Source organism: Mycolicibacterium wolinskyi str. Jessa 2025 (assembly GCF_049241375.1).
Classification (GTDB): Bacteria; Actinomycetota; Actinomycetes; order Mycobacteriales; family Mycobacteriaceae; genus Mycobacterium; species Mycobacterium wolinskyi.
Window position 1 is genome coordinate 7305216 of sequence record NZ_CP185960.1, and the last position, 14489, is coordinate 7319704.

The window sequence follows — 14489 nt, forward strand, 5'->3', positions numbered from 1 at the left end:
CCCGGCGCCAACTGTCGTCCCCGGCTGCTAGTTTCCAGACATCACCTTACTGACCGCGCGCACGATAGGTTGCCGCAGATGACCCTGCCCCCATCGCTTGCGGACCTGGAAACCCCGTCGGGTACCGATACCGGGCTCACTCGCGTCACCGTGTTGATCGGCGACCTGCGGCTGGACGTCGGCCTGCCGGAGGATCTCGAAATCCGCAGCTACATGGCCGATCTGCTCGACATCGCGAACGCGCAGCTGACGGCGCGGGGAGCCATGCATGTACGGTTCGACGACACAGCCGACCGGTGGAGCCTCGCACCGTTGGGCCGGCCCGTGATCGAGCCGGACCGAACACTGTCGTCAGCCGGCGTGTTCGACGGCGACGTACTGATCGTGCGGGCCTGTGCAACTCCCTCGATGCCAACCTTGTTCGACGACATCGAGGGCGCTGCCAATGCCTCGACCGCGCGCCGGTGGCTAAGTTCGCACCGAACCGGTCTGGTGGCCTTCAGCTTTGCGTTCTTGGCCGCAGTCGCCTGGTCATGGCAACTTCCGCAAACCGGCCCCGCCGTCGTCGCGGCTGCCGTCACGCTCGCGTGCGGGGTGATTCTCGTCGGCGCTGCCTGCGCCGTAACCCGCCGTGACGACGGCCTTTTCGCGTCGGTGGCACTCTCCGTGCTCGCGGTTCCGCTGTTGTTCACCGGATCGTTGTGCGTTATTCCCGATGGTTTCACCGTACCGTCACTTCCGTTGGCGTTCGGCGTCGTTGCGCTTGCGGCACAACTCATTCTGCAGATCACTCGCACGGGCCACGTGTTCCACAGCTTCGTGATCGCGTTGTCGCTACTCGGGGGTGCGACTGCGGTCGCGGTCAACCTCTGGCACCCACAACCGCGGGCGCTCGGCGCCGTCGTCGCGACGGTGTCGGTGATCGTGCTGTATCTGGCGCCGCGCGTCACGATCCTGCTCTCCCGGCTGCCGTTGCCGCGCGTACCGACGGCAGGTGAACCTCTCGATGAGATCGAGACCCACGGCGGGGCTACGGTCGAGGGCGTCAGTGCGATCGGCCTGCAAGTGATACCCACCGAGGAACGCCTGCTGCACCGGGTGAGGCGCGCCAACGAGTACCTCACCGGGATCCTCGTCGGTGTCGGTATCACCGCGATGTTCGGCTGTTACCTCGCCGTCGACACGTCCGACGGTTTCTATTGGCAGGGAACGCTGTTCGCGGTGGTGGTGGCCGCCGCGATGTGTCTGCGCGGCCGCACGCACCATGACCTGGTGCAGTCGGCCACGATGATCGGTGCCGGCCTGAGTATCGCGGTCCTCACGGTCTTCAAGATCGCGGCCGAACTTCCCGCCTGGCATGCGCGGGCTGGACTGGCCGCGGTCGCGCTGGCGACCCTGGCGTTGTTGTGCGGGCTCATCGCACCGCGGCTGGACTTCTCACCGGTGATGAGACGGTGGGTCGAAATACTCGAATACCTCGCGATCGGGCTCGTGTTCCCGCTGTGCTTCTGGATCGTCGGCCTCTACGGCTACGTTCGTGGCCTGCGGCTGTAGGTCAGTTCTCGGGCAGTTGAAACGGCCCGCCCGCGGCGTCGGCCGACATCCCATCGTGCGCGATGAGTGCCGCCTGCTGGGAAAGCTCGGGACCCGCGGGTAACAACGACAGAACCGGCCATGGCGCGAGTTGCGGAAGCTTGTGTTCACCGTGCGGGTTGGCGGGGTCGTCGACGCCGTGCACCCCGAGCGCACCGGCGGCGGCCGGATCGTGAATGTGGAAGCGCTGACCGGTGTCGGCGACATAGAACAACTGGCCCATGGCGCCCGACGCCGGTGCGGCACCGACCGCCTGAACGTATTCTCCGGTACCGGGTTTGAGATACACCGAATCCAGCTGTGGACCATTACCGTCGGCGGTGGCCAGCGGCACGGTCGCGGCACCGGCCGGCACCGGCACCCTGCGACCGATCAGCATGTGCGTCGAGGCCGAATTCTCGGTGTTGCCCCGCTGCCAGGTAAAGCATACGACGGGGTCGGTATGCACGTCGGCGATCCTGGGCGTGACCGTCGGGTAGTGGCCCAACGGAAGCCGCTCGACCACCGGCACCGCGGTGAGGAGCGCCGGTGACACGGTCTGCGGCTCATGGTCGGCGGCGGGGTCGCCGTAACGGATGATGTCGGCGGTCGGGGGTGAGATCTGCTGAACCCCGTCGGCCAGCACGACGAAGAGCTTGTCACCGGCGGTGTCGGAGGTCCGGATGATCGAACCCACCGTGACCGATTCCGGCAGAACCGCCGGACCGCGCTGACCGGCACCCGGAACCGACACCGGAACGATGGGCGCCGCCAGCGGGAACGCGTTGAGCAAGCCCGGGGAGATCTCGCGGGATTCGGCCCCGCTCAGATGCAACGCGTTGGCCAGCACCGGGTCAGCCGGATCGATCGGCGCGCGCACCCCGTCATACAGCAGATAGTCCTGCCCGGCTGCCCGCACGAGCACCGCGTCGCCGGACCCGGCCGACCGGGTCTCGCCGTTCAACACCGGCTCGCTGGCCAACACCGACGTACGCACCATCCGTGACCCGGTGCTCTCCACGACCGCAGGTGTCTCGGTCGCATCGCACACGGTCCAATGGGATTTCGACATGTCATCGCCGCCGGCGATCGACATCGGCGCACCGACGATGCCCACGACGGGCCCGCGTTGCAGGGCAGCCAGCTTCTTGTCGTCGACGACGGCGGGCGCTTCGCTGCTGCCGGCGATCAACCGGGCCGATGCCACGTTGAGGGCCGGGTGCGCACGGTCGCCGATCCGGACGAATATCGCGCCGTTCGACTTGCTCAGCAAGATGTTGGCGTTGCCGACGGACGGTTGCGGCTTGAAGAACGCCAGGACGCCGCACGCTCCGACGATGATGATGCCGATCACGAGACCGACGAGCATTGATCTGGTCTGCCCGCGCATCGGATCGTGGATCATGCGCGAATCGCCTCGGATCAAGGCATGTTCCAGGCGGCGCAGCAGGAACCGATATCCGTTTACCTGCGCACGAGTCGTGATTTGCGCCGGCACTCGACATCCCCCTGTCAGATCGGCGGCAGGGCACCGACTTTACACCGCGGCTTAGACTGCGTGCTAAGTCTTTCCGCCTCCGGACAGGATCATCGACGCGTGGCCACCGCAACCGAGCAAGCCCCACAGAATCGACTTCTGGCCTCCACCAACATTTATCCGCAACGTGTGCTTCCGTTAACCGAACTGGTGTTGGCACAGCTCATCGTCGTGCTGGCGGCGATGCTGTGGATCTGGACGCGCACGCCATGGTGGATCTGGGCAGGCGGTGCGGTGCTGCTCATCGCCGTGATGATCGGCCGCTGGCGCGGCGTCAGCTTGCTGCAGGCCGCGGCGGCGCGGTGGGCGTTCGTGCGTGGACGCCGCAGACGCGCCGGCCTGGTCGAGGTCCCCGACGCGTTCGACCACGTCGCGGATGCCGCCGATCCCGACGGGGGTCCATACGGGTTTCGTTGGGATGGCCGAACTCTCGTCACGGTGCTGCGCATCGAGGACAAACCCGAAGACCTCACGGTCATGGAACCCGGCTCGACGGTGTCGGGGGAGATGGTCCCGCTCGAGATTCTGGTCGAATGTTTGCGGCAGTTCGACCTCGAGCTCGATTCGATCGACGTGATCAGTCACGGGTCGAGATCGCATGGTCACACCCCGCTGGCCGCGGTGTATGACGCCGTCCTGGGCCCGTTGCCCGCCATCGCGCACCGAACCGTGTGGGTGACGATCCGTTTCGACCCGTCACGCTGCCCAGAAGCGGTCGGACTGCGCGGCGGCGGTCGCACCGGTATGTTGCGCACGGCGATGGTGGCCACGCGCCGGGTGGCCAACCGGCTGACCGAGGCCGGTATGCGGGTACGGGTCTTGGCAGCGGCCGAGATCGGCCAGGCCATCAGTCAACTCTGCGGAGGCGCGAATTTGGCCAATCTGCACGAGGATTGGGATTACTGTGCCGACGGCAACTTTCGGATGACGAGTTTCGGGCTCATGCGCGACATCCTGACCACCGAAGGCCTCGGCCGGCTGTGGACGGTGCCCAGCTACTCGACCACGGTGGCGATATCTCTGCGGAATTTCGGTGCGGACTCGACCGGAATCACCGGCACCGCGCGGTTCGACAGTTTCGGCCCGGTCAACCGTGCTCCGGTGGAGGGGTTGGGCGACCTCCCGGGCCGCCAACTGCCCGCACTCATGGCGAGTTTGCCGATGACCCGGCCTGCGCATGAGGTCACCCCGTGGTGCTTCGGCAGTGCCAGTACGGATTTCAGCGATATCCGGATACCGGCGTCGGGGTGCGGGCAGGTGATCGGCGCCGACGACCACGGCCGTGCCGTCGCGCTTCCGGTGTTCGGGCCGCGGATCCCTCGGGTGGAGATATCCGGGTCGCTACATCTGGTTCAGCAGGTGGTCCTACGGGCGCTGGCCCTCGGCGCCAGAATCCTGGTTCACACCAATCGGTCCGGCATGTGGCGGGACATGATCCACAATGTCGACGACAGCCGGCTCCTGTGGGTCACCGATTTCAATCGCGGTGCGCTGCAAGCCGGTTCGGAGCGTAACTACACCGTCGCGATGTTCGACGGCGTGCCTGAGGCCGCGACTCGCGTCGGCGTCACGTCGATCGTCGTCCTGCCGCCCGGGTCAGCGGTGTCGGGTGGCGCCGACGTCACACTGCAGCAGATTCGCGACGAGGCCGATCGGGTGGTGGTGACGACCCGTTCGGACACCGCCGTGGTGACCATGGTTGCCACGCATGAAGAGCTGCGTTATATCGGCCGGTCGCTGCACGCCGGCTGACCGGGGCTAGCGAGCCTGACCACGATCCGTACCGGCGCTCCCCTGATGTCCGGGCATCGGTTGCGGATTGTGTCCCCACACACCGTATGGTGCGGCCGAACCGCCCGGCTGAGCACCGGTCGCCGCAGGGGATGCGGGTGGCGTGAACTGCACTCGAGGTGGCTCAGGCGCCTGCGGTTGCTCGGCAGGCGGCCCCTCACGGTAAGTTGCGGATTGCTGGGCCTGGCCGAAGGCGACGCCCCGCTCCTGCTGGTGGTAATCCGTTGTTCCCCAAGGTATTCCGGAGTATCCGGCGAACTGGGCTCCGGGCGCGGGAACTTCTCGCTGCACCGGACGAGCCGGTGCACGCCCCACCGGTGCGGACTCGAGGCCGATCACCACCGCGACCACTGCCTGCGCGGCCGCCAGCACGACGATCACGATCAGCGCCCACCCGATCGCGGCCCCGGCGGGCTTGTCGATCAGCGCCATCGCGACCAGCAGTAGACCGAAGACCGAAAGGACGGCGACGATCGTCCGGTACTGCCGGGCGTCCGCCCGCCGGGCGGGTATCGCCAGGAGTCCGGCGAGCAACAACGCCAGGCTGCCGATGCCGGCCCATGTGGGCGTAGCCGCCTCTGCTCCTCGGTACACCGGCCCGGCGTGGAAGCCGAACCCCACCACGCCAAGGGCCGTCACCCCGAGCACGGTCTGCATCGGCAGACTGCGGACACCGGTGGATGTGACCTCGTGTGCTCCGATCGGCTCCATCGCGGCAGCTCCCCTCGCAGTGCATTGTCGGCTCCTGCCGAAACTAGCGTACCGAGGGTTACCCGCCGTGGAACGTCACCGAACCATGGCGTTAAACGTCCAGGAAACGCACGTCTTTCGCGTTGCGCGTGATGAAGCTGCGGCGTGCCTCGACGTCCTCGCCCATGAGGATCGAGAACAGCTCGTCGGCAGCGGCAGCGTCATCAAGCGTCACCTGACGCAATACGCGCACGGACGGATCCATCGTGGTTTCCCACAATTCCTTGGCATCCATCTCGCCGAGACCCTTGTACCGCTGGATACCGTCGTCGACGTTGATCCGCTTGCCCGCCTTCTTGCCGGCCTCGAGCAGGCCGTCGCGCTCACGGTCGGAGTAGGCGAACTCGGGTTCCTGCCGCTGCCACTTCAGTTTGTACAGCGGCGGTTGGGCGAGGAAGACGTGTCCGTTCTCGATCAGCGGCTTCATGAAGCGGAACAACAGCGTCAGCAGCAGCGTCGAGATGTGCTGGCCGTCGACGTCCGCGTCGGCCATCAGCACGATCTTGTGGTAGCGCAGCTTGTCGATGTCGAACTCGTCGTGGATACCGGTGCCCAGCGCGGTGATGATGGACTGGACTTCGGTGTTCTTCAACACGCGGTCGATGCGGGCCTTCTCGACGTTGATGATCTTGCCGCGCAGCGGCAGGATCGCCTGGAACATCGAGTCGCGGCCGCTCTTGGCCGAGCCGCCTGCCGAATCGCCCTCCACCACATACAGTTCGGACTTGCTCGGATCGGTCGAGCGGCAGTCGGCGAGCTTGCCGGGCAGACCGCCGATGTCGGTTGCGCTCTTGCGCCGCACCAACTCTCGTGCCTTGCGCGCGGCGATACGGGCCTGTGCCGACGAAACAGCTTTGTTGACAACAGTTTTCGCCTCAGCCGGGTTGGCCTCGAACCAGTGCTGCAGCTGCTCGTTGCAGATTCTCTGCACGAACGACTTCACCTCGGTGTTGCCGAGCTTGGTCTTCGTCTGACCCTCGAACTGCGGCTCGGCGACCTTCACCGAGATCACGGCGGCCAGGCCTTCGCGGATGTCGTCACCGGTGAGGTTGGGGTCTTTGTCCTTGAGGAGCTTCTTGTCCTTGGCGTACTTGTTGACCACGCTCGTCAACGCCGTCCGGAAACCCTCTTCGTGCGTGCCGCCCTCGTGGGTGTTGATCGTGTTGGCGAACGTGTGCACGGATTCCGAGTACCCGGCGTTCCACTGCATCGCGATCTCGACCTCGTGGCCGGTGCCTTTACCGCCGAAATCGATGATGCTCTGCTGGATCGGGGTCTTGGTCCGGTTGATGTGCTTGACGTAGTCGACCAACCCGCCGGGGTAGTGGAAGACGCGGTGCTTGACCTTGTGCGGGCCGGCGGCCTCGGCGGCCTTCTCATCCGCGGACTTCGGCGCGTCGGCGGTGTCGCTGACGACCTCGTCGACCACCTCTTCTGCGGCGACCCGCTCGTCGGTGAACTCGATGGTCAGGCCCTTGTTGAGGAACGCCATCTCCTGCAGGCGGCGCGCGACCGTCTCGAAGTTGTAGTCGGTGGTCTCGAAGATTTCCGGATCGGCCCAGAATCGGACGGTCGTTCCGGTCTTCTTGGTGGCGCCGCCCTGCTTGAGGGTTCCCGGCACCGATTTGTCGTAGTACTGGAACCACTCGTAGCCGTCACGCAGGATCGTGACTTCGAGGCGGGTCGACAGGGCGTTGACCACCGACACACCCACGCCGTGCAGACCACCCGAGACGGCATACGTCTCGCCGTCGAACTTGCCGCCCGCGTGGAGCTGGGTCATCACGACATCGACGGTGGGCACGCCCGTGGCGTGCATGGCGACGGGGATACCGCGGCCGTCGTCGGTGACCTCGACGCTGCCGTCGCCGAGAATCTTGACGTCGACGCGGGTGGCGAACCCGGCCATCGCCTCGTCGACCGCGTTGTCGACAACCTCCCAGATGAGATGATGCAGGCCACGTTCACCGGTCGAGCCGATGTACATACCCGGGCGTTTACGGACCGCTTCCAGCCCCTCGAGGATGGTGATGGAGTCGGCGCCGTATTCCTTGGGCGCATTATTCTTCTGGGCAGCCACGTCGGACGCGTCTCCTTGGGGTTCATGGGAGGCGGTACACATACCGCCTGAGATCCGTCGAACAGTCTACCGTCAGATCCGCACAGCACCGATTCTGTAGCTGCGTTTCTGCCCATCTGATTGCGCCGTGCGCGGAATTTCTCGGAACCCGGTGCGTGAGGACGCTTCAGGGCACCCCCGCTGACGGCCTCGGCCCTCTCAGCGGAAACTCAGATCGGCTAACCGTACGTGTCGCGGGGCCCGCGGCCGGCGATGTGGTACGGGCCCTTACGCCAGGACGGACCCACCGGTCCGACGATTTTCAGCGAGGTCACGACGCCGTCTCCGACGGCCGCGGCGATCTTGGCCAGCAGTTGCGCCTGCACCATCCGCAGCTGGGTGGCCCAGGCCGTGGACTCCGCCGATACCGTCAACACGCCCTCGTGCAACGCCGTGGGGTTGGCATGTTCGGCGATCTGGTCCCCGACGACCGAACGCCAGCGGCCGAACACCGAACCTTCGGCGACGCGCGACGACCAGCCGCGCGATTTGGCGAGATCCTGCGTCGCGGCGCCGAGGAGCTGCGGGTCGCGGACATCCGGGCCGGGTCCCGACCACGTGCGCCGGCGCCCGGCACCGGCCACGCGCCGTACCGGCGCGCTGCGGCCGCGGCCGACATCTTTACCTTGACTGCGTGCGGCGCCCCGCGCTTCCTCGAGCGTGCGGCGCACCAGATCCATGCCGCGCAGCCCGGCCAGATGATCGGGAAGGAAGGGCTGCACGGTGTCGTCGCCGTCGTCGGTCACGAACTCACCTCCGAAACCCGTCCACCGTCTTCTTCTGTCATCCGGACCTCGATGCGGCGCGCATCCCAGTCTTCCGGAATGTCCTCGGCCACCGCGGCGGTCACGAGGACCTGCTCGGCGGCCCCGGCGACCGTCGCCAGCGCCCGCCGCCGCGCACTGTCGAGTTCGGCGAACACGTCATCGAGCAGCAGCACCGGATCGGCCCCGTCGCTGCGTAACAGCTCATAGGCGCCGAGCCGCAGGGCGAGTGCCATCGACCACGATTCACCGTGGCTCGCAAAGCCTTTCGCCGGTTGATCGCCGAGCCGCAGCTCGAGGTCGTCACGGTGGGGACCGACCAGGCACACGCCGCGTTCCAGTTCGGCATCGCGCCGCCGGGCCAGCGCGTCGAGCAACGCGGCCTCGTAGAACTCCACGCCTTCACCCGCGGGCGCGTTCTCGATCGCCTCCACGCTGCTGCGGTAGCGAATCGCCGCGGGCCGCGACGCCGGCGCCAGCAGTTGATAGGCCTTCTCCACCTCGGGATGGAGCTGCTCCACCAGGGCGACGCGGGCCGCGATGAGCGCCGCCCCGTGCGCGGCCAGATGCCCATCCCACACGTCGAGCGTGTCGAGGACGCTGCGATCGCCCCGATAACGGGCGCCCGCAGCGGTTTTCAGCAGGGCGGTCCGCTGACGCACGACTTTGTCGTAATCGGCGCGTACCCCGGCGATCGATGGCCGGCGCGTCGTCGCGAGTTCGTCGAGATAGCGGCGGCGGTCACCCGGATCCCCCCGTACCAGCGCCAGATCCTCCGGGCTGAACAACACTGCCCGCAGTACACCGAGGATCTCGCGGGCGCTGCGCACCGGGGACCGGTTCAATCGCGCCTTGTTGGCCCGTCCGCTCGTGATCTCGAGGTCCACCGCGAGTTCGCGACCGTCGTTGACCACGATGGTCGACACGATCGCGCGCTCTGCCCCGGCACGGATCAACGGTGCGTCCGACGCCACGCGATGCGACCCCAGCGTTGCTGAATACCACAGTGCCTCAACAAGATTCGTCTTGCCGAAGCCGTTCGGCCCGACAAACACCGTCCGGCCGGGCTCGAGGTCCAGCTCGACGTGTGCCCAGGAACGGAAGTCTGTCAGTCCCAGGTGACGAACATGCACGGTTCAGCCCGACTCGCTGATCCTCTTGACGGCGTGTCCACCGAACTGGTTACGCAGCGCCGACACCGCCTTCATGGTCGGCGAGTCGTCCTGCCTCGAGGCGAACCGCGCGAACAGCGAGGCCGCGATCACCGGCATCGGCACCCGGTGCGCGATGGCCTCTTCGACCGTCCACCGCCCTTCACCGGAATCCTCGGTGTAACCGCTGATCTCGGCGAATCCCGGGTCTTCCTTGAGTGCCTTGGCCAACAGCTCCTGCAGCCACGACCGCACCACGGTGCCGTTGGACCAGGCCTGGATCACGGCCTGCGGATCGTTGATGAGATCCTCCGCGGCCAGCAGTTCGTAGCCTTCGGCGTAGGCGTGCATCAACCCGTACTCGATGCCGTTGTGCACCATCTTGGCGTAATGACCGGCCCCGACCGGGCCGGCGTGCACGAAACCGTCGGCGAGATCTCCGGGCGGCCGGAGGGTGTCGAAGATCGGCATGACGCGCGCCACGTCGGCATTGCTACCGCCGACCATCAACCCGTAGCCCTCGGTCAAACCCCAGACCCCGCCGGACACACCTGCGTCGATGAACGAGATTCCCTTGTCGCCCAACAGTTTTGCGTGCGGTCCGTCCTCGGTGTAGCGCGAGTTGCCGCCGTCGATCACCAGATCGCCCGGACTGAGCACATCGGCCAGCTCGGCGATGGTGCTGTGGGTGATCGTCCCCGACGGCACCATCACCCAGACCACCCGTGGTGCGGTCAGCGCGGCGGCGAGCTCGGCGAGGTTCGCGACATCGGTGACCTCGGGGCGGGGGTCGTAGCCGATGACCTCATGACCGCCCGCACGCAGGCGCTCCCGCATGTTGAAGCCCATCTTGCCCAGGCCGACTAACCCCAGTTGCATGTGCGCCCCTCTTCTCGGCAGGCCGGTCAGCCAGGAAGGCGCACCGGCATCAACAGATAGACGTAATCGGTTTGGGCAGCCGGGAACGGACCCGAGCCACCGCCCGTGCCATCATCCTCGCCCGCCGGCCGCAACACCGCGGGACGGCTCGGTGTCGTGAAGCCGAATGTCACACGTTCGGAATGCAACGAGCCCAGACCGTCGGTGAGGTAGGTCGGGTTGAACGCGATGGTCAACGGCTCGCCGGCGAACGAGACCGGCAGATCCTCCTCGGCACGGCCCACGTCGTCGGCGCCTGCGGACAGCCGCAGCACGTCGTCGCTGAACTCCATGCGAATCTGCGCGCCGCGATCGGCGACGAGCGCGACACGCTTGATGGCCTCGGTCAGCTCGGCGACCCCGATCGTGGCGATCGCGGTGTGCTCGGTCGGCAGCAACTGACGGAATTTCGGGAACTCGGCGTCGAGGAGCCGGGTGGTGCTGCGCTTGCCGTCGCTGCGGATGCCGAGCAGCCCGTCCTTGCCGACCGCAGCCCCCGAGCCGAGCGCGAGGTGGACCTGCGTGCCGTCGGTGCCTGCCTTGGCCGCTTCGGCGAGCGTCTTGGCCGGCACCAGCACCGCAGCTTCGACGTCGCCTGCGGTCGTGGCCCACGTGAGTTCCCGGACGGCGAGCCGGAACCGGTCGGTGGCCGCCAAAACGACGGACTCGCCCGAGATCTCGACCCGGATGCCGGTCAACATCGGCAACGTGTCGTCGCGGCCGGCGGCGACGGCGACCTGGCCGATGGCCTCGGCGAACAGGTCGGCCGACACGACACCGGTCTCGTCGGGCAGCGCGGGCAGCGCCGGGTAATCCTCGACCGCGAGGGTGGGAAGCGAGAACCGCGCGCTGCCGCAGGTCAGCGCCACTCGAGTGCCTTCCACGCTGACTTCCACCGGTTTGGCCGGCAGCGCCTTGGTGATGTCGGAGAGCAACCTACCGGACACCAAAACGCTTCCGGCAGAAGCGATTTCGGCAGCCACCTGGACCTCGGCGGAAACTTCGTAATCGAATCCCGAGATCGTCAGGCCGTCTTCGGTGCCGGTCAGCAAGACCCCAGCCAGCACCGGGATGGTCGGCCGAGTCGGGAGATTACGGGCCACCCAGGCCACCGCGTCCGCGAAGTCTTCGCGCACCACGCGAAACTTCAAGTCGGTCAGCCCAGCCGTCGTCGTCGCCACGTCCTATGCGCCCCTTCGATAATCCCCGCAATGAGCTCTACCAGCGCGTTCCCAAGACCGGATCAGGCAGCAAGTCGCTGAATGACACGGTCGGGAAGCGCCGTCGATGAACCACCGTAGAGCTTTCCGCACCAACTTGAAAGCTAATCGATCGGGCTGACATCGGCGTGCGCTGAGCCGGCCGCGCACCCGGCGGGCCGAATCTCCCCAAGGTGCTTCTTCTAAAGAGAATCCTAGGAAGATATTTGAGTAACAGTATTAGGTGCTGTGGAATCTGGGGATGAAGTGTGGTTTGCCCAGTACGCGCGGTGTGTCGCGATGTGAGCCGGCTGTGGAGCGCGGGGCGCGGTTGTGAGTCGGACTGTGGACAGCCGGGCCCGTGTGGATCGATTCGATGTTCATCCCGTGGTTTGCCCGCAGGTTGTACACAGCGCCATCCACAGTGCTCGAGTGTGACAACTGACGCCCGTGTGACGAAAGTTGTTCGCAGAATTTTCGCGGGGTCGGGCCCCGGAACCACAATGTGAGACGCCGGACGGGCGCCCGCGCTCAACGCTTCGCGCGTTGGCGGATACGGGTGGTGAGTTCCTTGACGTGATCGAAGACCTCGCGGCGCTCGGCCATCTCGCCGCGGATCTTCTTCTCGGCGTACATGACCGTCGTGTGGTCGCGCCCGAACGCCTGCCCGATCTTGGGCAGCGACAGGTCGGTGAGCTCACGGCACAGATACATGGCGATCTGCCGGGACTGCGCCAATGCGCGGGTCTTACCCGGGCCGCGTAGCTCCTCGACGGTGGTCTCGAAGTACTCGGCCGTGGCGGCCATGATCGCGGCGGTGCTGATCTGCATGGTCGTGGCGTCGGCGATGAGATCGCGCAGCACGACCTCGGCGAGTGACTTGTCGATGCGCGTCTTGTTCAGCGACGCGAACGCCGTGACGCGGATCAGCGCACCCTCGAGTTCGCGGATGTTGCGTTCGATGCTGCTGGCGATGAGCTCGAGGACGTCGTCGGGGACGTCGAGCCGGTCCATCTGGGCTTTCTTGCGCAGGATCGCGATGCGGGTCTCGAGCTCCGGCGGCTGGACGTCGGTGATCAGACCCCACTCGAAGCGGGTACGCAGGCGGTCCTCGAGTGTCGCCAGCTGCTTGGGCGGGCGGTCCGACGAGATGACGATCTGCTTGTTGGCGTTGTGCAGGGTGTTGAAGGTGTGGAAGAACTCTTCCTGGATACCTTCCTTGCCCTCGATGAACTGGATGTCGTCGACCAGAAGGATGTCGATGTCGCGGTAGCTGCGTTTGAACGAGGCCTTGCGGTCGTCACGCAGTGAGTTGATGAAGTCGTTGGTGAATTCCTCGGTGGAGACGTACTTCACGCGCATGCCGGGAAAGAGACGTTGCGCATAATTTCCGGCGGCGTGCAGCAGATGGGTCTTGCCGAGGCCCGATTCACCCCAGATGAACAAGGGGTTGTACGCCCGGGCCGGCGCTTCGGCGATGGCGAGCGTGGCGGCGTGTGCGAAGCGGTTGGAGGCACCGATGACGAAGGTGTCGAACGTGTAGCGGCGGTTGAGGTTGACCGCGTTGCCGTCAGCGGCCGCCGGGTCCTGTTGCGGGCTGCTGAAGTAGGTCGGCCAGCTCTCCTCGGCGTTGACCTTGGCCTCGCGGTCGTCGTCGATCTCGTCGGTGTCGACCGACAGGGGAGCCGGGTCGTGCGCGCTGTCGGGGCCCGCATCGTCGGGCTCATCGGGCGGCGTGGCGATTCGCACGCCGAGCTCGACGCGCTGGCCGAGCTTACGGCTGAGCGCGGTGACGATGGGCTCGCGAAGGTGACGCTCGATCTCGTTCTGGACGAAGGGCGTGGGAACCGACAGCAGAGCAAACCCCTCGGCGATGACGAGCGGTTTGACGAGTTTGAGCCAGGCCCTTTGCTGCGGGGTGAGGGCAGGCAGGGAACTATCGCCTTGACGGCCGCCTTCGTGATCGCCGTTGAGTTCGGCGACGACGCTGTTCCAGACGGCGACGAAAGGTGGGTCGGGGTCAGCAGTCACTGACGGTTACCCCCTTTGAGGTGCTGGAGGTCGACCCAGGGACGACCAAAAGAACGATGACGAACTGTCCACATATTTATCCACAGCTTGTGGAGAAAGGACAGTCGTCGTCGCTCTGTTGTCTGTAGCGAGGGCGTCGTGGCCGGGCTCGTCACGTGCTGAGCGGTCAGCGGCGAGACGACGTCCTCAATTCATTGTCCGGGGCCGGTCCAGGCGCGGAACGGCATTGCCAGAAGCTAACAGTTTTCTGTCGAAGTGCCAACAGTTCTGCAACATCCGCCGGTGGAACTTCGTGCCGGTTGGCGCAGGTTTGACCCAGGGAAATCTCGTCAGTAACCTTGACCAGTCGCCCGCACGTGGCGATACGGCTGCGACCCGGGCTTGCCCGGAGACCGCGCCGGTAAGTAAAGCACGACGGACGAGCTTATCAACGGCAGCCGGGTCTCTCCGACACGAAAGTGTGGGTGAGTCGCGGATGCCATACGGAACAAGGAGATACTGCCGTGGCCAAGGGCAAGCGGACCTTCCAGCCCAACAACCGCCGCCGTGCGCGGGTGCATGGGTTCCGGCTGCGGATGCGCACCCGCGCCGGCCGCGCCATCGTCTCCAACCGGCGTAGCAAGGGCCGTCGCGCGCTCACTGCGTGATTCGACGCAG

General features: G+C 66.2%; 11 protein-coding genes. 3 read left to right on the forward strand and 8 right to left on the reverse strand.

Annotation, left to right across the window (positions count from 1 at the left end; all coding sequences use genetic code 11):
• Nucleotides 1–78 precede the first annotated feature (78 nt).
• Complete coding sequence (eccD, locus tag ACOI2T_RS36035; RefSeq protein ID WP_409503018.1) at nucleotides 79–1554, forward strand: type VII secretion integral membrane protein EccD; 1476 nt, start codon at nucleotides 79–81, stop codon at nucleotides 1552–1554.
• A 1-nt stretch (nucleotide 1555) separates the two neighbouring features.
• Here the strand turns inward: eccD and eccB are convergent, their stop codons facing one another.
• Nucleotides 1556–3070, reverse strand: a complete 1515-nt coding sequence (eccB, locus tag ACOI2T_RS36040; protein WP_409503019.1) for a type VII secretion protein EccB — start codon at nucleotides 3068–3070, stop codon at nucleotides 1556–1558.
• A gap of 99 nt (nucleotides 3071–3169) precedes the next feature.
• On the opposite strand from eccB, the gene eccE reads away from it, so the two are divergent.
• Nucleotides 3170–4861, forward strand: a complete 1692-nt coding sequence (gene eccE, locus ACOI2T_RS36045) for a type VII secretion protein EccE (RefSeq protein ID WP_409503020.1) — start codon at nucleotides 3170–3172, stop codon at nucleotides 4859–4861.
• Nucleotides 4862–4867: 6 nt separating this feature from the next.
• Here eccE and ACOI2T_RS36050 read toward each other — a convergent pair whose 3' ends face one another.
• The 7 genes from ACOI2T_RS36050 to dnaA all read right to left on the reverse strand — a co-directional run bounded on the left by ACOI2T_RS36050 (nucleotide 4868) and on the right by dnaA (nucleotide 13832).
• Complete coding sequence (locus ACOI2T_RS36050) at nucleotides 4868–5611, reverse strand: DUF5336 domain-containing protein (protein WP_421875478.1); 744 nt, start codon at nucleotides 5609–5611, stop codon at nucleotides 4868–4870.
• Between the two features lie 91 nt (nucleotides 5612–5702).
• Nucleotides 5703–7730 (reverse strand): DNA topoisomerase (ATP-hydrolyzing) subunit B, encoded by a 2028-nt coding sequence (gene gyrB / locus ACOI2T_RS36055; RefSeq protein WP_067849930.1) that lies wholly within the window; start codon nucleotides 7728–7730, stop codon nucleotides 5703–5705.
• Nucleotides 7731–7948: 218 nt separating this feature from the next.
• Nucleotides 7949–8449: a DUF721 family protein gene (locus tag ACOI2T_RS36060; RefSeq protein WP_234790859.1), complete on the reverse strand. Its 501-nt coding sequence runs from the start codon at nucleotides 8447–8449 to the stop codon at nucleotides 7949–7951.
• Between the two features lie 62 nt (nucleotides 8450–8511).
• The gene (recF, locus tag ACOI2T_RS36065; RefSeq protein WP_409503023.1) at nucleotides 8512–9666 is read right to left on the reverse strand and encodes a DNA replication/repair protein RecF; all 1155 of its coding nucleotides are present in this window, start codon (nucleotides 9664–9666) and stop codon (nucleotides 8512–8514) included.
• 3 nt (nucleotides 9667–9669) lie between these two features.
• Nucleotides 9670–10563, reverse strand: a complete 894-nt coding sequence (gnd, locus tag ACOI2T_RS36070; RefSeq protein ID WP_409503024.1) for a phosphogluconate dehydrogenase (NAD(+)-dependent, decarboxylating) — start codon at nucleotides 10561–10563, stop codon at nucleotides 9670–9672.
• Between the two features lie 26 nt (nucleotides 10564–10589).
• Nucleotides 10590–11783 carry a DNA polymerase III subunit beta gene (dnaN, locus tag ACOI2T_RS36075; RefSeq protein ID WP_067849938.1) on the reverse strand — a complete coding sequence of 398 codons (1194 nt, stop codon included), beginning with the start codon at nucleotides 11781–11783 and terminating at the stop codon, nucleotides 10590–10592.
• 549 nt (nucleotides 11784–12332) lie between these two features.
• Complete coding sequence (gene dnaA, locus ACOI2T_RS36080) at nucleotides 12333–13832, reverse strand: chromosomal replication initiator protein DnaA (RefSeq protein ID WP_409503025.1); 1500 nt, start codon at nucleotides 13830–13832, stop codon at nucleotides 12333–12335.
• Between the two features lie 503 nt (nucleotides 13833–14335).
• On the opposite strand from dnaA, the gene rpmH reads away from it, so the two are divergent.
• A complete protein-coding gene (rpmH, locus tag ACOI2T_RS36085) occupies nucleotides 14336–14479 on the forward strand; it encodes a 50S ribosomal protein L34 (protein ID WP_084356629.1) in 144 nt (47 codons plus the stop codon).
• The last annotated feature ends 10 nt before the right edge of the window (nucleotides 14480–14489 follow it).